The sequence below is a fragment of the Pseudomonas sp. B7(2017) genome (assembly GCF_002112745.1).
GTDB lineage: Bacteria > Pseudomonadota > Gammaproteobacteria > Pseudomonadales > Pseudomonadaceae > Aquipseudomonas > Aquipseudomonas ekonensis.
Genome location: NZ_NEIP01000019.1, coordinates 36,958 through 59,623 on the forward strand (window position 1 = coordinate 36,958; position 22,666 = coordinate 59,623).

A 22,666-nucleotide genomic window follows, 5' to 3' on the forward strand; every position below is an offset into this window, starting at 1 on the left:
GGGTAAAACCGTCAGGTGACCAGGCTGTGACAACTCCCTGCGGTCTGTCCGGGACGGCATCTCCACTCAAACAGAAATGGCGGTGTGTCTCAACCGTGAGATTAGACCAATAGCGTCTAGCCTCTAGTCGTGACGGTCATAATTAACCTGACTCGTTGTGATTCGCACAGTTCCACCCCATTTCAGCGTGTAGGCTGATCCCATTCACCTGCACAAGACGTGAACCCGAATGATCCCGATGCTTTCCCCGCGACACCGCCGGGCCCTGCGCCTGGCCAACCGGTTCCTGGCGCCGTACCGCTGGCAGGCGTTCGGCGCCTTGCTGGCGCTGATCGTCACCGCCGGCATCACCCTGTCGATGGGGCAGGGCATCCGCCTGCTGGTCGACCAAGGGTTCATGACCCAGTCGCCGCACCTGCTCAACCAGTCCATCGGCCTGTTCATGCTGCTGGTGCTCGGGCTGGCCGTGGGCACGTTCGCCCGGTTCTACCTGGTGTCGTGGATCGGCGAGCGCTGCGTGGCCGACATCCGCCGGCAGGTGTTCAACCATCTGGTCTACCTGCACCCGGGCTTCTACGAAAACAACCGCAGCTCGGAGATCCAGTCCCGGCTGACCGCCGACACCACGCTGCTGCAATCGGTGATCGGCTCGTCGCTGTCGCTGTTCCTGCGCAATCTGCTGATGGTGCTGGGCGGGATCGTGCTGTTGTTCATCACCAACCCCAAGCTCACCAGCATCGTGGTGATCGCCTTGCCGCTGGTGATTGCGCCGATCCTGATCTTCGGCCGACGGGTGCGCAACCTGTCGCGCCTGAGCCAGGACCGGATCGCCGACATCGGCAGCTACGTGTCCGAAACCCTGGGCCAGATCAAGACCGTGCAGGCCTACAACCATCAGGTGCAGGACGAACAGCGCTTCGCCGCCACCGTCGAGCAGGCGTTCGACACGGCGCGCAAGCGGATCTTCCAGCGGGCGTGGCTGATCACCCTGGTGATCGTGCTGGTGCTGGGGGCCGTGGCGGTGATGCTGTGGGTGGGCGGCATGGATGTGATCGCCGGGCGCATCTCCGCCGGCGAGCTGGCGGCGTTCGTGTTCTACAGCCTGATCGTCGGCAGCGCCTTCGGCACATTGAGCGAGGTGATCGGTGAGTTGCAGCGGGCGGCCGGTGCCGCCGAGCGCATCGCCGAGCTGCTGCGCTCGGAGAACATCATCCAGCCGCCGGCCCACGGCCTGGTGACGTTGCCGGAACGGGTCAAGGGTGAACTGGACTTGCAGGATGTGCGGTTTTCCTACCCCTCGCGTCCCGACAGCTTCGCCGTCGACGGCTTGAGCCTGACGGTCAGGGCGGGGGAGACCTTGGCGCTAGTGGGGCCGTCAGGCGCCGGCAAGTCCACGGTGTATGACCTGCTGCTGCGTTTCTACGACCCCGATGCCGGCCGGATCCTGATCGATGGCGTGCCGCTCACAAGTCTGGATCCCTTGGACCTGCGCCGCTGCTTCGCGCTGGTGTCGCAGAGCCCGGCGCTGTTCTTCGGCAGCGTCGAGGACAACATCCGCTACGGCTGTCCCGACGCGACACCGGAGCAAGTCAGGGAGGCCGCCCGGATCGCCCACGCCCACGACTTCATCGAGCGGATGCCCGACGGCTACCGCATGCACCTGGGCGACGGCGGGCTGGGCCTGTCCGGTGGCCAGCGCCAACGGCTGGCCATCGCCCGTGCATTGCTGGTGGATGCGCCGATCCTGCTGCTGGATGAAGCTACCAGCGCCCTCGACGCCCAGAGCGAACACCTGATCCAGCAGGCGCTGCCGAGCCTGATGCGCAACCGCACCACACTGGTGATCGCCCACCGGCTGGCCACAGTGAAAAACGCCGACCGGATCGCCGTGCTGGATCAGGGCAAATTGGTCGCGATCGGCACGCACCAGGAACTGATCGCCGGCAATCCGCTGTATGCGCGGTTGGCGGCGCTGCAGTTCAGCGATGGTGTTCTTGATTCGACTGCCCCGGTAACCGACTGACCCAACGGCTCGGTAGGACGCCATGAAAAATGCCCGCATCGGATGCGGGCATTTTCATTTCACGGGATTGCAGCTTCGGCTCACAGATCGTCGAAGTAGCGCTCGTGCCAATCCACCAGCGGTTGCGGCGAATTGAGCTTCTGGCCGTAGATCACCGAATAAGACAGCACGTTCTGCACATACTGACGGGTTTCGTCGAACGGGATGCTTTCGACCCAGACATCGAAGCTCAGGTGGTCGGCACCGCGCAGCCATTGGCGTACGCGGCCGGGGCCGGCGTTGTAGGCGGCGGAGGCGAGCACGCGGTTGCCGTTGAACTGGCTGTGCACCTGGCTGAGGTAGGCGGCGCCGAGCTGGATGTTCTTGTCCGGGTCGAGCACCTGCTGCGGCGAGGCCAGCGGGATGCTGAACTTGCGTGCGGTTTCCTTGGCGGTGCCGGGCATCAGTTGCATCAGGCCGCTGGCGCCGACGCTCGAGCGGGCGTCGTCCATGAAGGCGCTTTCCTGGCGGGTGATGGCGAACACCCAGCTCGAATGCAGGCCGCGCACCTTGGCTTCGCGCACCAGCGTGTTGCGGTGGGCCATCGGGAAACGGATGTCCAGGTCGTCCCAGTATTGGGCCTGGCTGATGGTGCGGATCGCCGGGAAGTACCATTTCAGGTCGTAGGCCAGCTTGGCCTGGGCGACCATTTCGTCGCGGCTGAAATGGCGGCTGACGTGATACCACTCGCGCCGTCCGTCGACGATCTGCCCGCGGGCGTGGAATTCCAGTGCCCGGCGCACGCCCGGGGTATTGCGCACTTTGTTGATGGTCGCCTGGCTCAGCACCAGCGGCTTGTTGACCAGCGAGTAGGGCGACTGGGAACGGTCGGCGGCGAGGAAACCGTAGAAGTCCCGCTCGCGGGCCAGGTTCTTGTACAGGGTCTGGGCTTCCGGGTTCTGCGGTTGCGCCAGTTCCAGGCTACGGGCCTGCCAGTAGCGCCAGCGGTTGGTGGTGGCCAGGTCCTGCGGCAGGCGGCGGGTCAGCTGGTAGGCGTCGTTCCAGCGGGCCAGGCGCAGCAGCAGGCGCAGGCGCCACTCCGACACGGTGTTGTCGCGCAGTTCCGGATCGTACTGGGTCATCACGTCCAGGGCGCGGCTGTCGAAGCGGCGGGCGAGGGTCAGGCCGATTTCCCGGGCGATCGCGACCTTTTCGTCGCGGGAGAAATGCATGCTGCTGGCGTAGCCGTCGAGCAGGGCCATGGCCTTGTCCGGATCCTGGCGGGCGAGGCGGCGCAGGCCGAGGCTGACCACGTCGGACATCGGCTCATCGGCAGGAATGAAGCGCGAAGGCTGGTTGAGCAATTCGGGCTTCTGCGCCACGTCCACCAGCAGGCGGCCGCGCGGGGCGAGGGTGGTCAGGCCGTTGACCAGGCTGTTGGCCAGCGGGTAATTGCGGTGCTGGGCGGCGAGTTTCGCCCGTTCCCAGCGCTTCTGCTCGGTCAACTGGCCTTCGGCGGCCCACATGCCGAACAGCGCGTCGCAGGCGGCGGGCTGGGACTTGCCGGTCAGCCACAGTTTCTCGGCGTTGGCATAGCCCTCGGCCTTCTTGTTGTGGCTGATCTGGTACTGCGCGTTCAGGCAGTCCAGTTCGGTGAAATTGAGTTTCGGGTCGTAGTACTTGACGAAGGTCGCCCAGTCATCGCGTTCAGCCAGCCAGCGCAACCAACGCAGCTTCATCCAGTTGGCCTGGGGCAGGTCGCCGTGCTCGGCGAGGAATTTCTCGATCTCGGCGTTGCTCGCGGTCTTCAGCCGGGCGGTGAGTTCGTCGTAGGCCAGGTAGGGTTCCAGCGGGTAATCGGCCAGGGCCTGGCTGTAGCGGAAGTACGGGCCGGTATCGCCCTTGGCCAAGGCGCGCTTGGCCTCATCGTAGTACTGGCGTTGGGTGGACAGGTCCACCGCCTGGGCGGACTGGGCGGCAGCGGCGGAAAGCAGCAAGCAGGACAAGACACTGAAAAGGCGACTGCGCATGAGACATCCGGGCACATGAAAACAGGACAAGCGCCGGCAAGGACCGGCGCTGAATTGTCTGTAGCTTAGCCTTTTGCCAGCAGGCGGCGAAAGCTTTGCCGGGCTTGAGCCGCAAGATCGCAACAAATGTTATGCAGAGTGCTTCGACGGTGAAATTGCCGGCCTGCTGGAGCCCCGATTCAGGTAGAATGCGCGCCCGGTTTTTGGAGAAGCTCATGACCCTGCTCAAATTCAGCGATGTGTCCCTTGCGTTCGGCGCCATGCCGTTGTTGGACAAGGTGTCCTGGCAGATCGCCCGTGGTGAGCGGGTCTGCATCATCGGCCGCAACGGCACCGGCAAGTCCAGCATGATGAAACTGGTCAAGGGCGACCAGAAGCCTGACGACGGCGCGGTATGGCGTGCACCCGGTCTGAAGATCGGCGAATTGCCGCAGGAATTGCCGGTGGCCGACGAACGGACAGTGTTCGACGTGGTGGCCGAAGGCCTCGACGGCGTCGGCGCGCTGCTGGCCGAGTACCACCACCTGAGCCAGAACATCGTCACCGACGCCGATCTGGAAAAGCTTATGCACGTCCAGCACGACCTCGAAGCCCGTGACGGCTGGCGCCTGCAGACCCTGGTCGACAGCACCCTGAGCCGCCTGCAATTGCCGGCCGACAAGACCCTCGCCGAGCTGTCCGGCGGCTGGCGTCGCCGTGTGCTGCTGGCGCAGGCGCTGGTGTCCGAGCCGGACCTGCTGCTGCTCGACGAACCGACCAACCACCTGGACATCGGCGCGATCGCCTGGCTCGAAGAGGCGCTGAAGGACTTCCAGGGCGCGGTGCTGTTCATCACCCACGACCGTTCCTTCCTGCAGAACCTCGCCACCCGCATCCTTGAGCTGGACCGCGGCGGGCTGATCGACTGGAACGGCGACTACGCCAGCTTCCTCGTCCACAAGGAAGCCGTGCTGGCGGCGGAAGAGACCGCCAACGCCTTGTTCGACAAGCGCCTGGCCCAGGAAGAGGTCTGGATCCGCCAAGGCATCAAGGCCCGCCGCACCCGCAACGAAGGCCGCGTACGTGCCCTGAAGGCCTTGCGGGTGGAGCGCAGCGAGCGCCGCGAACGCACCGGCAAGGCCAACATCCAGCTGGAGACCGCCGAGAAGTCCGGCAAGCAGGTGATGGTGCTGGAGAACGTCAGCTTCGCCCACCCGGGCGGCCCGTTCCTGGTCCGCGACTTCTCGATGGTGCTGCAGCGCGGCGACCGCATCGGCCTGCTGGGCGCCAACGGCACCGGCAAGACCACCTTGCTCAAACTGATGCTCGGCGGCCTGCAACCGAGCAGCGGCACGGTCGAGGAAGGCACCAAGATCGATGTGGCCTATTTCGACCAGTTGCGCCATCAGCTGGATCTGGAAAAGACCGTGATCGACAACGTCGCCGAAGGCCGCGACTTCATCGAGATCGACGGCCAGAGCCGCCATGTGCTGAGCTACCTCGGCGACTTCCTGTTCAGCCCTCAGCGTGCGCGCACGCCGGTCAAGGCCTTGTCCGGCGGCGAACGGGCGCGCCTGCTGCTGGCCAAGCTGTTCAGCAAGCCGGCCAACCTGCTGGTGCTCGACGAACCGACCAACGACCTCGACGTGGAAACCCTCGAACTGCTCGAAGAGGTGCTGCTGACCTTCAGCGGCACCGTGCTGATGGTCAGCCACGACCGGGCGTTCCTCGACAACGTCGTCACCAGCACCCTGGTGTTCGAAGGTGAGGGCAAGGTGCGCGAGTACGTCGGCGGTTACCAGGACTGGATTCGCCAGGGCGGCTCGCCGCGCCTGCTGGGCGTGACCGAGAGCAAGTCGGGCAAGGCCGACCTGAACTCGGCGGTGGTCAAGGCCGAGCCTGCGCCGGTGGCGGCCCCGGTGGCCGAGGCACCGGCCGCGAAGAAGAAACTGAGCTACAAGCTGCAGCGCGAGCTGGAAGCGCTGCCGGGCGACATCGACGCCAAGGAGCAGCAGATCGCCGCCGTGGAGGCCGAAATGGCCGAAGCCGGCTTCTACCAGCGTCCGCCGGCGGAGACAGCTGAAGTGCTGGCGTCGCTGGAGCGCCTGCAGGCGGAGCTGGACGCCCTGGTGGAGCGTTGGGCCGAACTGGAGGCCTGACCGCCCCGCAGACGGAAAAGCCCGGCGTCCAGTGATGGGCGCCGGGCTTTTCGCATCCGGGTTGGACGCTGGAGAGAAACTCAGCGCTTGATCAGGTGCACCGCCAGCACATCGCACGGCGCGCCGTGCAGCACATCGTTGGCGGTCGAACCCAACAGCAGCGCCAGGCCGTGCCGGCCATGGCTGCCGACCACGATCAGGTCGCATTCCTGCTCTTTGGCGAAATGGTGGATTTCCTGGCGCGGCTGGCCGTAGGTCAGGTGGCAGTTGGCGCTTTCCAGCTCGCTGTACTTGTGCTTGAGGCGCTCCAGGCGCTCCTTGGCCTGGTCGAACTGCTGCTGTTGCAGTTGTGACAGATCCATCGGCACGTCACCGCCGAAGGCCATAGCCATCGGCTCGACGATATGCACCAGCGACAGCTTGGCGCCGTTGCTCACCGACAGCTCGCGGGCGCGGTGGATCACGGGGTCGCATTCTTCGGTCAGGTCGACGGCGACCAGGATGTGGTGGTAGGGCATGGTGGCGCCTCCAGAGGATTCGATAGTGTTAAGTATGGCTGGTTTCAAGCGCATTGGTTCCGAACTGAAGCAATGGGCTCATCCAAAAACGGGAGTAGAGATATGACGGTCTGGCTGGTGGTGTCAATCCTGCTGGTGGTGTTGAGTCCGCTGGCATGGTTGCGCCCGTCACGTGTGCAGAGCGGCCGCATGGCCCTGCGCATGGAGGCGCGGCGCCTGGGCCTGGCCATGCAATTGGCGCCCCAGGAATGGCCGCACTGGCTGTCGCAGGAGCCGCCGAGCCCGTGCGCGCAGTACCACCGGCCGCGGCGCGGCAGCCGGCCTGCGTGCTGGGCCTACTGGCAGAAGTCTGCCGGGGTCTGGGTCAATCAGTGGCAGGAGGCCTGCGAAGACCCGGCGCTGCTCGATCATTTCCTGAAGTTGCCGGCCAATGTCTTCAAGGTCGAGGCAGATAAGCAGATGATCGCCCTGTATTGGGGCGAGAAAGGCGAGGCCAGCGTCTTGCAGGACATAGACGCCACGCTGAAAGCGCTGGCGTGATCCAGGGACGTTTCGTGCCGCAACGGTGCGAAACGTCCGGCAGACGCGCAATAAAAAGCCCGACATGATTCATCGGGCGGGGTGGCCAGGCAGGCCGGAAAATCTTCTGGGGCGTAGCGCGATCCTGTTCGTTCGCCTGGATGCGGCTGTTTTCCTGCGTCCTCCCGAGAGCGTAGCCCGTTGTGCGGGGCTCGCCGGGAATTAGGGCGACTTTTCTAATGATTGATCTTATGAATGTACTCACATGCAACCGTGAGCGGTGGCCTGTGTCCTACGGAAATGACCGTAAGGTCGCGTTTGAACCGGTATTTCGGGCGATTGACAATTGTCGGAAATTCCGTGAATGTGGCGTACCCAAATCAAACGGGCGTATGAATTGAGCGTTTGTATTGCAGACTGCTCCTACAGATTCCCGACTATCGCGTTGGCGGGTGTGCCGGGTGGATTGGCGTCAGCATCGACGAAAAAAACGTCCTGCGAGCCGGTTGCCTGCGTCCGACGTGTACTGTTCAGCTTCCATATCGTGGAGATCAGTTGATGATTTACGAAGGTAAAGCCATCACGGTTAAAGCTCTTGAAAGTGGCATCGTCGAATTGAATTTCGACCTCAAGGGTGAGTCCGTCAACAAGTTCAACCGTCTTACCCTGAACGAACTGCGTCAGGCCGTGGACACCATCAAGGCAGATGCTTCGATCAAGGGCGTGATCGTCAGCAGTGGCAAGGACGTCTTCATCGTCGGCGCCGACATCACCGAATTTGTCGACAACTTCAAGCTGCCGGATGCCGAGCTGGTTGCTGGCAATCTCGAAGCCAACAAGATCTTCAGCGATTTCGAAGACCTCAACGTGCCGACCGTGGCCGCGATCAACGGCATCGCCTTGGGCGGCGGTCTGGAAATGTGCCTGGCGGCCGATTACCGCGTCATGTCCACCAAGGCCAAGATCGGTCTGCCGGAAGTCAAGCTGGGCATCTACCCGGGCTTCGGCGGCACCGTGCGCCTGCCGCGCCTGATCGGTGCCGACAACGCCATCGAGTGGATCGCCGCCGGCAAGGAAAACCGTCCTGAAGACGCGCTGAAGGTCGGCGCCGTCGACGCGGTGGTCGCTCCCGAGAAGCTGCACGACGCCGCTGTGCAACTGATCAAGCGCGCCATCTCCGGCGAGTTCGACTTCAAGGCCAAGCGTCAGCCGAAGCTGGACAAGCTCAAGCTCAACGCCATCGAGCAGATGATGGCTTTCGAAACCGCCAAGGGTTTCGTGGCCGGTCAGGCCGGTCCGAACTACCCGGCCCCGGTCGAAGCGATCAAGACCATCCAGAAAGCCGCGAACTTCGGTCGCGACAAGGCCCTGGAAGTCGAAGCCGCCGGCTTCGTCAAACTGGCCAAGACCTCCGCTGCGCAGAGCCTGATCGGCCTGTTCCTGAACGATCAGGAACTGAAGAAAAAGGCCAAGGCCTACGATGAGATCGCCCAGGACGTGAAGCAGGCCGCCGTATTGGGCGCCGGCATCATGGGTGGCGGCATCGCCTATCAGTCGGCCTCCAAAGGCACGCCGATCCTGATGAAGGACATCAACGAGCACGGCATCGAGCAAGGCCTGGCCGAAGCGGCCAAGCTGCTGGTGAGCCGCGTCGACAAGGGTCGCATGACCGCAGCGAAGATGGCTGAAGTGCTCAACGGCATCCGTCCTACGCTGTCCTACGGCGATTTCGGCCACGTCGATCTGGTGGTCGAAGCGGTCGTCGAGAACCCGAAAGTCAAGCAAGCCGTGCTGGCCGAAGTGGAAGACCAGGTCAAGGAGGACACCATCCTGGCGTCCAACACCTCGACCATTTCCATCAGCCTGCTGGCCAAGGCCCTCAAGCGTCCGGAAAACTTCGTCGGCATGCACTTCTTCAACCCGGTGCACATGATGCCGCTGGTGGAAGTGATCCGTGGCGAGAAGTCCAGCGAGCTGGCCGTCGCCACCACCGTTGCCTACGCCAAGAAAATGGGCAAGAACCCGATCGTCGTCAACGACTGCCCGGGCTTCCTGGTCAACCGCGTGCTGTTCCCGTACTTCGGCGGTTTCGCCAAGCTGGTCAGCGCCGGTGTGGACTTCGTGCGCATCGACAAGGTCATGGAAAAGTTCGGCTGGCCGATGGGCCCGGCCTACCTGATGGACGTGGTCGGCATCGACACCGGCCACCACGGCCGTGACGTGATGGCTGACGGCTTCCCTGACCGCATGAAGGACGACCGTCGTTCGGCCGTGGACGTGCTGTACGAAGCCAAGCGCCTGGGCCAGAAGAACGGCAAGGGCTTCTACGCCTACGAGGCCGACAAGAAAGGCAAGCAGAAGAAGGTCGCCGACCCGTCGGTGCTCGAAGTGCTCAAGCCGATCGTCTACGAGCAGCGCGAAGTCACCGACGAAGACATCATCAACTGGATGATGATCCCGCTGTGCCTGGAAACCGTTCGTTGCCTGGAAGACGGCATCGTCGAAACCGCCGCCGAAGCCGATATGGGCCTGGTCTACGGCATCGGTTTCCCTCCATTCCGTGGCGGTGCGCTGCGCTACATCGATTCGATCGGTGTTGCCGAGTTCGTTGCCCTGGCCGACCAGTACGCTGACTTGGGCGCGCTGTACCACCCGACCGCGAAGCTGCGCGAAATGGCCAAGAACGGCCAGAGCTTCTTCGGTTAAGCGCCCCCAAACTAGAGTGAGAGTGAACGTATGAGCTTGAATCCTAGAGACGTCGTGATCGTCGACTTCGGTCGTACTCCGATGGGCCGCTCCAAGGGCGGCATGCACCGCAACACCCGCGCCGAAGACATGTCGGCGCACCTGATCAGCAAACTGCTGGAACGCAACACCAAGGTCGACCCGGCGGAAGTCGAGGACGTGATCTGGGGCTGCGTGAACCAGACCCTGGAGCAAGGCTGGAACATCGCGCGCATGGCGTCGCTGATGACCCAGATCCCGCACACCTCGGCCGGCCAGACCGTCAGCCGCCTGTGCGGTTCGTCGATGAGCGCCCTGCACACCGCAGCGCAAGCGATCATGACCGGCAACGGTGACGTGTTCGTGGTGGGCGGCGTCGAGCATATGGGTCACGTGAGCATGATGCACGGCGTCGATCCGAACCCGCACATGTCGCTGTACGCGGCCAAGGCGTCGGGCATGATGGGCCTGACGGCCGAAATGCTCGGCAAGATGCACGGCATCACCCGTGAGCAGCAGGACGCCTTCGGCCTGCGCTCCCACCAGCTCGCCCACAAGGCGACCGTTGAGGGCAAGTTCAAGGATGAGATCATCCCGATGCAGGGCTACGACGAGAACGGTTTCCTGAAAACCTTCGACTACGACGAAACCATTCGTCCGGAAACCACCCTGGAAAGCCTGGCGACCCTGAAGCCGGCCTTCAACCCGAAGGGCGGCACCGTGACGGCGGGCACTTCGTCGCAGATCACCGACGGTGCCTCGTGCATGATCGTGATGTCGGCGCAGCGCGCACAGGACCTGGGCATCCAGCCGATGGCGGTGATCCGTTCGATGGCGGTGGCGGGCGTGGACCCGGCGATCATGGGCTACGGCCCGGTGCCGGCCACGCAGAAAGCCCTGAAGCGTGCGGGCCTGGGCATCAATGACATCGACTTCTTCGAGCTCAACGAAGCGTTCGCGGCACAGGCCCTGCCAGTGCTCAAAGACCTGAAAGTGCTCGACAAGATGAACGAGAAGGTTAACCTGCACGGCGGCGCGATCGCCCTGGGTCACCCGTTCGGTTGCTCCGGTGCACGGATTTCCGGCACCTTGCTCAACGTGATGAAGCAGAATGGCGGCACCTTCGGGGTGGCCACCATGTGCATTGGTCTTGGCCAAGGCATCTCCACCGTCTTCGAACGCGTTTAAGCGACTCGTCGACGGAAGCCGGGGCCCAGTGCCCCGGTTTTTGTTTTTGCGGTTTTTTTGTTTTTATTTTGAAAAGATTTGAGTGAGGGCCGAAGCATGCCGATACAACCTGGGCTGTACCAGCATTACAAAGGTCCGCAGTACCGCGTATTCAGTGTCGCGCGGCATTCCGAGACCGAAGAGGAAGTGGTCTTTTACCAAGCCCTGTATGGCGATTACGGCTTCTGGGTACGTCCCTTGAGCATGTTTCTGGAGTCCGTCGAGGTTGACGGCGAGCAGGTGCCACGCTTTGCTTTGGTGCAGGCCGAACCGAGCATTTTTACCGGGCCGTGAGGCGAGTGCGCGCAGAACCCTGCGCTTGACCTCACCTTGTAGCCACTATATATAGCGGTGCCGCGTCAGGCGCCAACCGCCTTTCACTTCTAGAATTCAGGAATTTTCCGATCCATGGGCAAATCGCTGGTCATTGTGGAATCCCCGGCTAAGGCCAAGACCATCAACAAGTATCTGGGCAACCAATACGTGGTGAAGTCGAGTATCGGCCATATCCGAGACCTGCCCACCAGCGGTTCGGCTAGCGCCACCAAGGAGCCTGCCGCCAAGCGCGGCAAGGCCGCCGCCGGCGAGGCCCCCGCGCTGTCGCCGAAGGAAAAGGCGCGCAAGCAGCTGGTTTCGCGCATGGGTGTGGATCCCGACCACGGCTGGAAAGCCAAGTACGAGATCCTTCCGGGCAAGGAAAAGGTCATCGAAGAGTTGCGCCGCCTCGCCAAGGACGCCGACACCATCTATCTGGCGACGGACTTGGACCGCGAAGGGGAAGCCATTGCCTGGCACCTGCGCGAAGCCATCGGCGGTGACGACAGCCGCTACAAGCGCGTGGTGTTCAACGAAATCACCAAGAAGGCGATCCAGGACGCCTTCTCGGAGCCGGGCGAGCTCGACATCGACCGCGTCAATGCCCAGCAGGCCCGCCGTTTCCTCGACCGCGTCGTCGGCTACATGGTTTCGCCGCTGCTGTGGGCCAAGATCGCCCGTGGCCTGTCCGCCGGCCGCGTGCAGTCGGTGGCGGTGAAGCTGGTGGTCGAGCGCGAGCGTGAGATCCGTGCCTTCAACCCGGAAGAGTACTGGGAGGTGCACGCTGACCTCGGCACCGCCAAGGGCTCCACCGTGCGCTTCGAAGTGGCCCGCGAAAAGGGTGAAGCCTTCAAGCCGCTGAACGAGGCCCAGACCCTGGCCGCGCTGGAGAAGCTCAAGGCGTCCAGCTACAGCATCGTCAAGCGCGAAGACAAGCCGACCAGCAGCAAGCCGTCGGCGCCGTTCATCACCTCCACCCTGCAGCAGGCCGCGAGCAACCGCCTGGGCTTCGGCGTGAAGAAGACCATGATGATGGCTCAGCGCTTGTATGAGGCCGGCTACATCACCTACATGCGTACCGACTCCACCAACCTGTCGGCCGATGCCGTGGCGATGGCGCGCACCTACATCGAAAGCGAGTTCGGCAAGAAGTACCTGCCGGAGTCGCCGAACGTCTACAGCAGCAAGGAAGGCGCCCAGGAGGCTCACGAAGCGATCCGTCCGTCCGATGCCAACACCGTACCGAGCAAGCTGTCGGGCATGGAGCGCGACGCCGAGCGCCTCTACGAGCTGATCTGGCGCCAGTTCCTGGCCTGCCAGATGCTTCCGGCGCAGTACCTGTCGACCACCGTCAGCGTGGCGGCCGGCGACTTCGAGCTGCGCGCCAAGGGCCGCATCCTCAAGTTCGACGGCTACACCCGGGTCCTGCCGCAGATCGCCAAGCCCGGCGATGACGACGTGCTGCCGGACATGGCACAAGGCGACGCGATGAAGCTGATCAAGCTCGATCCGTCCCAGCACTTCACCAAGCCGCCGGCCCGCTATTCGGAAGCCAGCCTGGTCAAGGAAATGGAAAAGCGCGGCATCGGCCGTCCGTCGACTTATGCGGCGATCATTTCGACCATTCAGGATCGCGGTTACGTGACCCTGCATAACCGTCGTTTCTATTCGGAAAAGATGGGCGACATCGTCACCGAACGTCTCTCGGAGAGCTTCTCGAACCTCATGGACTACGGTTTCACCGCCGGCATGGAAGAGAACCTCGACGACGTGGCCGAAGGTGAGCGCGACTGGAAGAACGTGCTGGACGAGTTCTACGGCGACTTCAAGAAGAAGCTTGAGGTGGCAGAGAACCCGGACAGCGGCATGCGCGCCAACCAGCCCGTGATGACCGACATTCCGTGCCAGACCTGCGGCCGTCCGATGCAGATCCGTACTGCGTCCACGGGTGTGTTCCTCGGCTGCTCGGGCTACAGCCTGCCGCCGAAGGAACGCTGCAAGGCCACCGTCAACCTGGTGCCGGGCGACGAAATCGCGGCGGACGACGAGGGCGAATCGGAGTCCCTGGTGCTGCGCGGCAAGCATCGCTGCCCGATCTGCAGCACGGCGATGGACGCCTACCTGCTCGACGAGAAGCGCAAGCTGCACATCTGCGGCAACAACCCGGATTGCGCCGGCTACGAGATCGAAGAGGGCAGCTATCGTATCAAGGGTTATGAAGGCCCGAGCCTGGAATGCGACAAGTGCGGCAGCGAGATGCAGCTCAAGACCGGTCGTTTCGGCAAGTTCTTCGGTTGCACCAATGCGACCTGCAAGAACACCCGCAAGCTGCTCAAGAGCGGTGACGCGGCGCCGCCGAAGATGGACCCGGTGAAGATGCCTGAGCTCAAGTGCGAAAAGGTCGATGATACCTACATCCTGCGCGACGGTGCTTCCGGTCTGTTCCTGGCCGCCAGCCAGTTCCCGAAGAACCGCGAGACGCGCGCGCCGCTGGTGCTTGAGATCCTGCCGCACAAGGACGAGATCGATCCGAAGTACCACTTCCTGTGCGAAGCGCCGCAGAAAGACCCTGACGGCCTGCCGACGGTGATCCGTTACAGCCGCAAGACCAAGGAGCAGTACGTGCAGTCCGAAGTGGACAGCAAGCCGACCGGCTGGAAGGCGTACTACGACGGCGGCAAGTGGACGGTCGAAGACAAGCGCCCGGCGAAAGCCAAGGCTTGATCGGGCAATAGCCCGGCATTGTCGGCGATCTGAACGCAAAGGCCGGATGGAACCCAAGGTTTCATCCGGCCTTTCTGTTTTGTGCTTGCGGACGCATCGGATGATCCATGACACTGTCCGACCTGTGTGACGCAATCATTTCGATGTGGGGACTGCCGGCATGGCACATGAGCTCTATACCCGTACCAACCAGAAAATCTATTTTGCCGGTTTGTCGCTGGAGGCCTTGGCCAGGGCCGAAGAAGGGCGGGCCATGAACGCGTTGGCGTTGATCCAGGCCGGGCGCGAGTCGGCGCTGTTTCACCTGTACGGTGCGTTGCTGGGGCTCTGCCATGAGATCGCCGGTTTCTACCGGCTGCCGCAGGCAGGTGCGTCACGGGCGGAAGCGTTGCTGAACCGCGATGTGCTGGAGTCGATCGCGATTCCGGAACTGGCCGAGATGATCGAGCTGGCGGGCAATCCGGAGACCTGGCTGGCGAAGCTGCTGGCTGCGCATTCGGCCATGTTCCAGCCGCCTCGGGTGCCGCACAAGCCCAAGGGGGATGTGACGCAGCCGTTGATTCAGGCGGTTAACCTGGATGAGGAAGAGGCGCCTGCAGAGCTGGGCCGGGAAGAGTTGGAAGCCTGGCGGCAGAATCTCAAGGAATTGGCGATTCGCTTCCGCGAAGGACTGAACGAGTGCTGACGGGCTGCGGGGCACGGGTGGCAGCCAACATGCTGCTGGTCAAGATCCCGAGCGAAGCCTTGACGATCTCTATATAATCGCTGCCTTTCGTGGAGAACAGACCCATATGCCAACGTCCTTTCTAGAGATTGTCGAGTTACCAGACGGCCGAATCGAACTGCGCAGGGCCGAAGATGAAGGCTCCCTGGTGACTCTGGATTTCTCCGAGGATGCCAAGGCGTTCCTTCAGGGTCAGCACGTGGAAATCGCCAAGGCGATGCTCAGCGTCGGTGTCCAGATGGCAGGTCGCATGGTCGAAGGCGAGTTCGACAAAGAGGAAGGGCCACGGGTTCTGCATTGATCCCGTCGGTCGGGCTTCTCTGTCCCTGGAGAGGCCCGGAGCTTGAAACAGAGCGTTCCTCGCTCAGTCAACCCAATCGAATGTTCAGGCTTTGAGCGTCCCCGGCACGGGCGGCGCCGATAAGCTGTTGTCGTGAGCCAGGGCTGAGAGGGTTGAGCCAGGTGACCACGGTGTGGCTGCGCCCCAGGCGCAATGCCTCACAGGCCAGTTGCTGAGCGCTTTGGGCGCCGCGTGGTTGCAGCAGCAGGATCCGTTCGCGGTTCAGGCCGGCATCCCGCAGCCAGGCCTGGGTCAGGCTTGCGGGTGGCGCGATCAAGGTCAGCCAGCGGGCGTCCTGCTCTTCGCTCAGGTCACGAAGAATGGGGGCCAGCAGGTTCAGGCAGTTCCCGGCAGCGCCTCGCAGTGACAGTTCGCTGAAGACTTCGGGGGCGGCATTCCAGGGACGCTCGACGATGTCCTTCAGGACTGGCGCCATCGGTTGCGCCAAAAAAGCTTCGAACAATGGCAGTTGGGTTTGCTGAGGTGTGTGAGGGAACTGCATACAGCCTCCTTTAGCGGCGGATCACGCCGACACTCAAACCTTCGATGACCAGTTCCTGGTCCTGGAGGTTGACTTCGATAGGGGCGAACTCAGGGTTTTCGGCGATCAGCCAGACCTTGCTGCCGTCGCGCTTGAAACGCTTGACGGTCACTTCGTCACCGATCCGGGCCACGACGATCTGGCCGTTGCGGGCCTCCCGGGTGGTGTGAACCGCCAGCAGGTCACCGTCGAAAATGCCGATGTCCTTCATGCTCATGCCGTGCACGCGCAGCAGATAGTCGGCGCGCGGATGGAAGAAGGCAGGATTGATGTTGCAGGACTCTTCGATATGTTGCTGGGCCAGGATGGGGGCGCCGGCAGCCACGCGGCCGATGATCGGCAGTGTGGATTCGTCGACCTTGGCTTCGAAATCGGGAATGCGGATGCCGCGGGAAGCGCCGGGCGTCATCTCGATCGCGCCCTTGCGGGCCAGGGCCTTGAGGTGTTCCTCGGCGGCGTTGGGGGACTTGAAGCCCAGTTCCTGAGCGATTTCCGCGCGGGTCGGCGGGTAGCCGTTGTCTTCGAGGCAGCGTTTGATAAAGGCCAGAATCTCGGCTTGGCGTGGCGTCAGCTTAAGCATATTGATCGCTCTGTCTTTTTATACAGTGACTGGGATTATATACAGTGTGAGAGGCTTGGCAATGCTCGTTTTTCGGCAGCCCGCCGGACGGTCGGCGACGGCGCCCGTCAAAGGCGCGGCCTTGTGTGGTTAAATACCTGACCGACCGTTCTCAAAACGAACCGGCAGGCTTGACAAGGCATGGGCTGAAACGTATGTTTCAAACAAGTGTTTGTCAGGCGGAGTAGCCATGGCCCAGTCGGAAACCGTTGAACGCATTCTCGATGCTGCCGAGCAATTGTTCGCGGAGAAAGGTTTCGCCGAAACCTCGTTGCGTTTGATCACCAGCAAGGCCGGGGTCAACCTGGCGGCGGTGAATTACCATTTCGGTTCCAAGAAGGCGCTCATCCAGGCGGTCTTCTCTCGGTTCCTCGGGCCGTTCTGCATCAGCCTCGACAAGGAGCTGGAGCGCCGCCAGGCCAAGCCGGAGCACAAGGCATCCCTTGAGGAGCTGCTGGAGATCCTGGTCGAGCAGGCCTTGGTGGTCCAGCCCCGCAGCGGCAACGACCTGTCGATCTTCATGCGCTTGCTGGGCCTGGCCTTCAGCCAGAGCCAGGGGCACCTGCGCCGTTACCTCGAAGACATGTACGGCAAGGTGTTCCGCCGCTACATGCTGCTGGTCAACGAGGCCGCTCCGCGCATTCCGCCCATCGAGCTGTTCTGGCGCGTGCATTTCATGCTCGGTGCCGCCGCGTTCAGCATGTCCGGGATCAAGGCGTTGCGCGCCATCGCCGAAACCGATTTCGGCATCAACACGTCCATCGAGCAGGTGATGCGCCTGATGGTGCCGTTCCTCGCCGCCGGCATGCGCGCCGAAAGCGGCGTCACCGATGACGCCATGGCCGCCGCGCAACTGCGCCCCCGCAGCAAAACCGCCCCGGTGGCCGCCAAGGCCTGACCAAACGGGTGGGCGCGGCGGCGGACATCCGCTAAGCTAGCCGCCCATGCCGACTCTCGTTCTGAACCCGTTCCCCGATGAAATCGCCGACCCGCCGGGCAATGCCCCGGGCGGCGGTTGTCCGTGGAGCGGGTTTTTCGTTATCAAGGAATTCCTATGACTGCTGGCCTGCAAGGCTCGTTGATGGTGGACGTCGCCGGTACCTGGCTGACGGCCGAAGATCGCCAACTGTTGCGTCAGCCCGAAGTGGGCGGCCTGATCATTTTCGCCCGCAACATCGAACACCCGCGTCAGGTGCGGGAGCTGAGCGCGGCGATCCGCGCGGTGCGTCCCGACCTGTTGCTGGCGGTGGACCAGGAGGGCGGCCGGGTGCAGCGTCTGCGTCAGGGCTTCGTGCGGCTGCCGGCCATGCGGGCGATCGCCGACAACCCGAACGCCGAATACCTGGCCGAACAGTGCGGCTGGATCATGGCCACCGAAGTGCTGGCGGTGGGGCTCGACCTGAGCTTCGCGCCGGTGCTCGACCTGGATCACCAGCGTAGCGCCGTGGTGGGCACCCGTTCCTTCGAAGGGGATCCCGAGCGTGCCGCGCTGCTGGCCGGCGCCTTCATCCGCGGCATGAACAGCGCCGGGATGGCGGCCACCGGCAAGCACTTTCCCGGCCATGGCTGGGCTGAGGCGGACTCCCACGTGGCGATTCCGAACGATGAGCGCAGCCTCGACGAGATCCGCGCCAAGGATCTGGTGCCTTTCGCCAGGCTGAGCAAACAGTTGGCCGCCGTAATGCCGGCCCACGTCATTTACCCACAGGTCGACGCGCAGCCGGCCGGGTTCTCCCGTCGCTGGCTGCAGGACATCCTGCGCGGCGAGCTGCAGTTCGACGGCGTGATCTTCAGCGACGACCTGTCGATGGCCGGCGCCCATGTGGTGGGCGATGCCGCCAGCCGCATCGAGGCGGCGCTCAGCGCGGGTTGCGACATGGGCCTGGTCTGCAACGACCGCGCCGCCGCCGAGCTCGCCCTGAGCGCGGCGCAGCGCCTGAAGGTCAAGCCGTCCGCACGCATTGCCAGGATGCGCGGGCAGGCGTTCGCCAGCACCGACTACCGTCAGGATCCGCGCTGGCTCACCGCCCTCGGCGCGCTCAAAAACGCTCAACTGATTGATTAAGGATTCTTCGCTATGACGGTTTACGCGATTATCGGCGGCACCGGGCTGACCCAGCTGGAAGGCTTGAGCATCCGCCGCTCGCTGGCGCTGGACACGCCCTATGGAGCGCCCTCGGCCGAGGTGCAGATCGGTGAGTACGCCGGCAAGGAAGTGCTGTTCCTGGCCCGCCACGGCCACCCGCACCGTTTCCCGCCGCACAAGGTCAACTACCGCGCCAACCTGTGGGCGCTGAAGCAGGCCGGCGCCGAAGCGATCATCGCGGTCAACGCCGTGGGCGGGATCCATCCGGCAATGGGCACCGGGCATTTCTGCGTGCCGCACCAGATCGTGGATTACACCAGCGGCCGGGAGCACACCTTCTTCGCCGATGACCTGGAGCATGTCACCCACATCGACTTCAGCTTTCCCTACAGCGAGCCGCTGCGCCAGCAGTTGATTGCCGCGCTGGCGGCCGAGGGCTGCGAATACAGCGACCAAGGCGTCTATGCCTGCACGCAGGGCCCGCGCCTGGAAACCGTGGCGGAAATCGTGCGCCTGGAGCGTGACGGCTGCGACATCGTCGGCATGACCGGCATGCCGGAAGCCGCGCTGGCCCGTGAGCTGGAACTGGACTACGCCTGTCTGTCGCTGGTGGTGAACCCGGCGGCGGGCAAGACCGCGGCGGTCATCACCATGGCCGAGATCGAGCAGGCGCTGCACGACGGCATGGGCAAGGTGAAATCGACACTGGCGCGGGTGCTCAAGGGCTGAATCCGGCCCTGCGCCGCGTTGCGGTTCATGGATCCCGTGGGCAGCCGAAATCCCTGTGGGAGCCAGCCTGCTGGCGATGGCGTCAGTGAGGACACCGCCGGTGCCGGCCTCATCGCTTGCAGGCAAACGCCCACAGGGGTTGCCCGCAAGCGTTCAAGGCCCTAGCGCTTGTCGAACTTGTCCGGCAACGGCGCAAACAACGCTTCGATGTCATCGTTCTGCAGCTTCCAGTCTCCGGCCTTGCGCCCATCCAGCACGCCGGCCGCCAGGTCGGACTTTTCTTTCTGCAGGTGCTGAATCTTCTCTTCGACGGTGCCCCGGGCAATCATCTTGTAGACGAACACCGGCTTTTCCTGGCCGATCCGGTAGGCGCGGTCGGTGGCCTGGTTTTCCGTTGCCGGGTTCCACCACGGGTCGTAGTGAATCACCGTGTCCGCTTCGGTCAGGTTCAACCCGACACCCCCAGCCTTCAGGCTGATCAGAAAGATCTGACGCTTGCCGCTCTGGAATTCCTTCACCGGCGTGCGCCGGTCCCGGGTCTGGCCGGTCAGCAGCGCGTAATCCACCTTGCGTTTCTTCAGTTCGTCTTCGATCAGCGACAGCATCGAGGTGAACTGCGAGAACAGGAGGATCCGCCGGCCCTCGTCGAGCAGTTCCTCCAGCATCTCCATCAGGCTGTCCAGCTTGCCCGACGTGCTGCCGCGGGCGGGCGGGGCGGCGTCGCTGACCAGGCGCAGGTCGCAGCAGACCTGACGCAGCTTGAGCAGGGCTTCGAGGATAATGATCTGGCTGCGCGCCACGCCTTTGCGGGTGATCTCGTCGCGGACTTTCTTGTCCATGGCCAGGCGCATGGTTTCGTACACGTCGCGCTGGGCTTCGTTGAGTTCGACCCAGTGGATGATCTCGGTCTTGGGCGGCAGCTCGGTCGCCACCTGTTCTTTGGTGCGGCGCAGCAGGAACGGCTTTATCCGACCGTTGAGGTGCGAAAGCCTGACTTCGCTGGCGCGCTTTTCGATCGGCACCCGGTAATCGGCATTGAAGCTTTTGACGTCGCCGAGCCAGCCGGGCAGCAGGAAGTGGAACAGCGACCACAGTTCGCCCAGATGGTTTTCCAGCGGCGTGCCGCTCAGGCACAGGCGCTGGCGGGCGTTCAGCTCACGGGCGGCCTGGGCAGCCTTGCTGCCGGGGTTCTTGATGTATTGCGCCTCGTCCAGCACCAGCACATGCAGCGGTTGCCGGACGAGGTGCTCGATGTCCTTGGGCAGCAGCGCGTAGGTGGTGAGGATCAGATCGTAATCCTCCAGGTGCCCGAAGTGCTTTTTGCGGCCGGCGCCGTACAGCGCGAGCACCTTGAGCTGCGGAGTGAAGTGCGCCGCCTCGTCGAGCCAGTTCGGGATCAGGCTGGTGGGCATCACCACCATGCTCGGGCGATCCAGGCGTCCGGCGTTCTTTTCGCAGAGGATGTGCGCCAGTGTCTGCAGGGTCTTGCCCAGGCCCATGTCGTCCGCGAGGATCCCGCCGACCTCCAACTGGCGCAGCGACTGCATCCAGCTCAGGCCTTCGAGCTGATAGGGACGCAGCGTCGCGTTCAGGCCTTTGGGCGCCTTGGCGGAGTAGTCGCGGATGTCGCGCAGGCGCTGGGCGAAACTGCGGATCTGCTCGCCGCCTTCCCACAGCAGCGGCAGGCCTTCCAGCGAATTGAGCCGGGTGGCGTCGGCCTTGCTCAGGCGCAGGGCGGTTTCGCCCGGTTCCTGCAGATAGAACTCGCCGAGCGTCGCCAGCACCGGTTTCAGTCGGCCCAGGGGCAGGGCCACTTGCAGGGGGCCATGCTCGCTGTTGCGCTGGGGGATGTTCACCAGGATCAATTCGTCGTCGCGCCGGCGGGCGAGACGTTCCGGGTTGAGAATCTCCGTGTGCGAGCGCATCAGGTTGAGCAGGATCGGCAGCAGGCTCAGGCGTTCGCCGTTGACGATGATCCCCAGTTCCAGGTCGAACCAGTCGCGCTCGGGCGTCTGTTCGACGGTGGCGTACCAATCGTCGACGGCGGTGAGGTCGAAGCCGAATTCGTCGTCGATCTGCAGCTCCCAGCCTTGGGTGCGCAGTTTCGGCAAGTCGTTGAGGGTGAAGGTCAGCCAGGCGCTGTCGTTGACCATCTCGTAGAGTTCGCCGGCGCTTTCGGGCAGGGCCTTGCTCTGCCGGGTGGCGATGCGGAACCCGAGGATGCGCAGTTGCTCGCGGTAGGTCTGCTCGATGTCCGGGTGGCGTTTGATCCGCAGCGTCTGCGCTTCCTGGCGGATCAGGATGTCGCTGTTCTTCTGCCCGCTGACGTACTCGTCCAGATAGCTGAACGACAGCGCCGCGCGGTGCTGAATGTAGCGCTGCATCTTGCCGTTGCGCGGCTCGAACGCGCTGAACTCGACGCTGGCCAGCCACAGGCGCGGCACCGGCTGGACATTGTCCACCAGCACTTGGGGCGGTGCCTTGGGGCTGCGGCTTTCGAGGACGGCCTGGAGTTTTTCCAGCAGTTCGGCGTCCTTCGCCGCCGCCGGGTACTCAAGGGTTTCCTGCACCTGCAAAAGGACCGCCGCGCAGTGTTTGCAGTTGCTGTGGACCGGGCAGGTGCACGTGGCGTCGACCATCAGCAGCGTGCCCTTTGCCGACTCGCGCAGGCGAATGATCTGACGGTAGACGTTGCCGCCGGAGCCTTCGCAGCTGGCGGTGATGGTGGCGTCGCCGGCCTCGACGATCCGCACCCGGTTTTCCAGCGCGTAGCGGCGGCCGCGTTCCAGGCTCTGTTCCTTGAACCGGCCGACCCAGGAGGGTGCCAGCGGTTTGCTCAGGGGCGATGGCATGACGACGTCGATCAGTCCGGCACGACTTCAGGCGCTTCGCGAGGCGCAGGCGCCGTCAGTGAAGTGATCTTGATCAGCAGGGCCAGGTGGCCGTTGTCGAGGTAGTTGAGCTGGCCGTTCTTGGTGTGGCTGTCCTGCTTCAGCCGTTCGCTGGCCGTGACCATGCCGTTGCCGTCGATCTGGTTGACCCAGAAATCGGCATTCACGTCGGTGAAGCGCCCCAGTTTCATTTCCAGCGTCCCTTCGATGGGGAACTGGCCGAACTGCTCCTGGCCTTCGCTGACCGCCACTTTCGCCGGCGCTTCGCCCAGGGTCTGCTGCCAGGCCTTGTGCATCAGCACGCTGTACTCGCCGCTGGCGGTGAGCTTGGCGGCGACGTCGCCCAGGGCCGGGGTGCGCCGGCTGTCGTCGCCCAGGCGCTGGGCGCCGGCGGCCCAGTCTTCCGGTGCGGCGCGGCTGACGATCGCCGGCACGGCGTTCTGGCGCACCAGGATCATTTCGACCTGATACAGGTCATCGGCAAACGCGGTGGGGGCGACCAGGGTCATCAACAAGGTCAGTGAGCGGAACAGGCGCAT

At 63.6% G+C, this 22,666-nt stretch carries 18 protein-coding genes; 12 read left to right on the plus strand and 6 right to left on the minus strand.

Features of this window, described 5'->3' with window-relative positions:
- Positions 1 to 229 precede the first annotated feature (229 nt).
- Positions 230 to 2,023 carry an ABC transporter transmembrane domain-containing protein gene (locus CAG29_RS24745; protein WP_170930407.1) on the plus strand — a complete coding sequence of 598 codons (1,794 nt, stop codon included), beginning with the start codon at positions 230 to 232 and terminating at the stop codon, positions 2,021 to 2,023.
- 80 nt (positions 2,024 to 2,103) lie between these two features.
- On the opposite strand, the gene CAG29_RS24750 is transcribed toward CAG29_RS24745, so the two are convergent.
- A complete protein-coding gene (locus CAG29_RS24750) occupies positions 2,104 to 4,032 on the minus strand; it encodes a transglycosylase SLT domain-containing protein (protein WP_085584575.1) in 1,929 nt (642 codons plus the stop codon).
- A 215-nt stretch (positions 4,033 to 4,247) separates the two neighbouring features.
- Between CAG29_RS24750 and CAG29_RS24755 the strand changes: the two genes are divergently transcribed.
- On the plus strand, positions 4,248 to 6,170 hold the full coding sequence (locus CAG29_RS24755; RefSeq protein ID WP_085584644.1) for an ATP-binding cassette domain-containing protein: 1,923 nt from the start codon (positions 4,248 to 4,250) through the stop codon (positions 6,168 to 6,170).
- Positions 6,171 to 6,250: 80 nt separating this feature from the next.
- On the opposite strand, the gene CAG29_RS24760 is transcribed toward CAG29_RS24755, so the two are convergent.
- Positions 6,251 to 6,688: a universal stress protein gene (locus CAG29_RS24760; protein WP_085584573.1), complete on the minus strand. Its 438-nt coding sequence runs from the start codon at positions 6,686 to 6,688 to the stop codon at positions 6,251 to 6,253.
- A 102-nt stretch (positions 6,689 to 6,790) separates the two neighbouring features.
- Here CAG29_RS24760 and CAG29_RS24765 point away from each other — a divergent pair, with 102 nt between their 5' ends.
- From CAG29_RS24765 to CAG29_RS24800, 7 genes are all read left to right on the plus strand, one after another.
- Positions 6,791 to 7,228: a hypothetical protein gene (locus CAG29_RS24765; protein ID WP_085630804.1), complete on the plus strand. Its 438-nt coding sequence runs from the start codon at positions 6,791 to 6,793 to the stop codon at positions 7,226 to 7,228.
- 537 nt (positions 7,229 to 7,765) lie between these two features.
- On the plus strand, positions 7,766 to 9,913 hold the full coding sequence (gene fadB, locus CAG29_RS24775; RefSeq protein WP_085584569.1) for a fatty acid oxidation complex subunit alpha FadB: 2,148 nt from the start codon (positions 7,766 to 7,768) through the stop codon (positions 9,911 to 9,913).
- Positions 9,914 to 9,943: 30 nt separating this feature from the next.
- Positions 9,944 to 11,119, plus strand: a complete 1,176-nt coding sequence (gene fadA / locus CAG29_RS24780; RefSeq protein WP_085584567.1) for an acetyl-CoA C-acyltransferase FadA — start codon at positions 9,944 to 9,946, stop codon at positions 11,117 to 11,119.
- A 96-nt stretch (positions 11,120 to 11,215) separates the two neighbouring features.
- Positions 11,216 to 11,452 (plus strand): DUF1653 domain-containing protein, encoded by a 237-nt coding sequence (locus tag CAG29_RS24785; RefSeq protein ID WP_085584565.1) that lies wholly within the window; start codon positions 11,216 to 11,218, stop codon positions 11,450 to 11,452.
- A 114-nt stretch (positions 11,453 to 11,566) separates the two neighbouring features.
- A complete protein-coding gene (topA, locus tag CAG29_RS24790) occupies positions 11,567 to 14,197 on the plus strand; it encodes a type I DNA topoisomerase (RefSeq protein ID WP_085584563.1) in 2,631 nt (876 codons plus the stop codon).
- A gap of 160 nt (positions 14,198 to 14,357) precedes the next feature.
- On the plus strand, positions 14,358 to 14,882 hold the full coding sequence (locus tag CAG29_RS24795) for a DUF6586 family protein (protein ID WP_085584561.1): 525 nt from the start codon (positions 14,358 to 14,360) through the stop codon (positions 14,880 to 14,882).
- A 106-nt stretch (positions 14,883 to 14,988) separates the two neighbouring features.
- Positions 14,989 to 15,222, plus strand: coding sequence for a hypothetical protein (locus CAG29_RS24800; protein WP_003226592.1), 234 nt, complete (start codon positions 14,989 to 14,991; stop codon positions 15,220 to 15,222).
- 67 nt (positions 15,223 to 15,289) lie between these two features.
- On the opposite strand, the gene sulA is transcribed toward CAG29_RS24800, so the two are convergent.
- Both sulA and lexA read right to left on the minus strand, forming a co-directional pair.
- Positions 15,290 to 15,763, minus strand: coding sequence for an SOS-induced cell division inhibitor SulA (gene sulA / locus CAG29_RS24805; RefSeq protein WP_085584559.1), 474 nt, complete (start codon positions 15,761 to 15,763; stop codon positions 15,290 to 15,292).
- A 10-nt stretch (positions 15,764 to 15,773) separates the two neighbouring features.
- Positions 15,774 to 16,382 (minus strand): transcriptional repressor LexA, encoded by a 609-nt coding sequence (gene lexA / locus CAG29_RS24810; RefSeq protein ID WP_085584557.1) that lies wholly within the window; start codon positions 16,380 to 16,382, stop codon positions 15,774 to 15,776.
- A gap of 229 nt (positions 16,383 to 16,611) precedes the next feature.
- Between lexA and CAG29_RS24815 the strand changes: the two genes are divergently transcribed.
- The 3 genes from CAG29_RS24815 to CAG29_RS24825 all read left to right on the plus strand — a co-directional run bounded on the left by CAG29_RS24815 (position 16,612) and on the right by CAG29_RS24825 (position 19,236).
- Positions 16,612 to 17,319: a TetR/AcrR family transcriptional regulator gene (locus tag CAG29_RS24815; RefSeq protein WP_085584555.1), complete on the plus strand. Its 708-nt coding sequence runs from the start codon at positions 16,612 to 16,614 to the stop codon at positions 17,317 to 17,319.
- A 168-nt stretch (positions 17,320 to 17,487) separates the two neighbouring features.
- Complete coding sequence (gene nagZ / locus CAG29_RS24820) at positions 17,488 to 18,486, plus strand: beta-N-acetylhexosaminidase (protein ID WP_170930408.1); 999 nt, start codon at positions 17,488 to 17,490, stop codon at positions 18,484 to 18,486.
- A 12-nt stretch (positions 18,487 to 18,498) separates the two neighbouring features.
- On the plus strand, positions 18,499 to 19,236 hold the full coding sequence (locus CAG29_RS24825; RefSeq protein ID WP_085695288.1) for an S-methyl-5'-thioinosine phosphorylase: 738 nt from the start codon (positions 18,499 to 18,501) through the stop codon (positions 19,234 to 19,236).
- Positions 19,237 to 19,397: 161 nt separating this feature from the next.
- Here CAG29_RS24825 and CAG29_RS24830 read toward each other — a convergent pair whose 3' ends face one another.
- Both CAG29_RS24830 and CAG29_RS24835 read right to left on the minus strand, forming a co-directional pair.
- Positions 19,398 to 22,088 (minus strand): DEAD/DEAH box helicase, encoded by a 2,691-nt coding sequence (locus CAG29_RS24830; RefSeq protein WP_085584549.1) that lies wholly within the window; start codon positions 22,086 to 22,088, stop codon positions 19,398 to 19,400.
- 11 nt (positions 22,089 to 22,099) lie between these two features.
- Positions 22,100 to 22,666 (minus strand): CsiV family protein, encoded by a 567-nt coding sequence (locus tag CAG29_RS24835; RefSeq protein ID WP_085584547.1) that lies wholly within the window; start codon positions 22,664 to 22,666, stop codon positions 22,100 to 22,102.

Excerpts from the sequence above, each read along its gene's own strand:
- fadB (WP_085584569.1), top strand. The coding sequence starts at position 7,766 with ATGATTTACGAAGGTAAAGCCATCACGGTTAAAGCTCTTGAAAGTGGC.
- CAG29_RS24750 (WP_085584575.1), bottom strand. The coding sequence starts at position 4,032 with ATGCGCAGTCGCCTTTTCAGTGTCTTGTCCTGCTTGCTGCTTTCCGCC.
- CAG29_RS24830 (WP_085584549.1), bottom strand. The coding sequence starts at position 22,088 with ATGCCATCGCCCCTGAGCAAACCGCTGGCACCCTCCTGGGTCGGCCGG.
- CAG29_RS24760 (WP_085584573.1), bottom strand. The coding sequence starts at position 6,688 with ATGCCCTACCACCACATCCTGGTCGCCGTCGACCTGACCGAAGAATGC.
- CAG29_RS24825 (WP_085695288.1), top strand. The coding sequence starts at position 18,499 with ATGACGGTTTACGCGATTATCGGCGGCACCGGGCTGACCCAGCTGGAA.
- CAG29_RS24745 (WP_170930407.1), top strand. The coding sequence starts at position 230 with ATGATCCCGATGCTTTCCCCGCGACACCGCCGGGCCCTGCGCCTGGCC.
- CAG29_RS24815 (WP_085584555.1), top strand. The coding sequence starts at position 16,612 with ATGGCCCAGTCGGAAACCGTTGAACGCATTCTCGATGCTGCCGAGCAA.
- topA (WP_085584563.1), top strand. The coding sequence starts at position 11,567 with ATGGGCAAATCGCTGGTCATTGTGGAATCCCCGGCTAAGGCCAAGACC.
- CAG29_RS24795 (WP_085584561.1), top strand. The coding sequence starts at position 14,358 with ATGGCACATGAGCTCTATACCCGTACCAACCAGAAAATCTATTTTGCC.
- lexA (WP_085584557.1), bottom strand. The coding sequence starts at position 16,382 with ATGCTTAAGCTGACGCCACGCCAAGCCGAGATTCTGGCCTTTATCAAA.
- CAG29_RS24765 (WP_085630804.1), top strand. The coding sequence starts at position 6,791 with ATGACGGTCTGGCTGGTGGTGTCAATCCTGCTGGTGGTGTTGAGTCCG.
- fadA (WP_085584567.1), top strand. The coding sequence starts at position 9,944 with ATGAGCTTGAATCCTAGAGACGTCGTGATCGTCGACTTCGGTCGTACT.
- CAG29_RS24835 (WP_085584547.1), bottom strand. The coding sequence starts at position 22,666 with ATGCGCCTGTTCCGCTCACTGACCTTGTTGATGACCCTGGTCGCCCCC.
- CAG29_RS24800 (WP_003226592.1), top strand. The coding sequence starts at position 14,989 with ATGCCAACGTCCTTTCTAGAGATTGTCGAGTTACCAGACGGCCGAATC.
- CAG29_RS24755 (WP_085584644.1), top strand. The coding sequence starts at position 4,248 with ATGACCCTGCTCAAATTCAGCGATGTGTCCCTTGCGTTCGGCGCCATG.
- sulA (WP_085584559.1), bottom strand. The coding sequence starts at position 15,763 with ATGCAGTTCCCTCACACACCTCAGCAAACCCAACTGCCATTGTTCGAA.
- CAG29_RS24785 (WP_085584565.1), top strand. The coding sequence starts at position 11,216 with ATGCCGATACAACCTGGGCTGTACCAGCATTACAAAGGTCCGCAGTAC.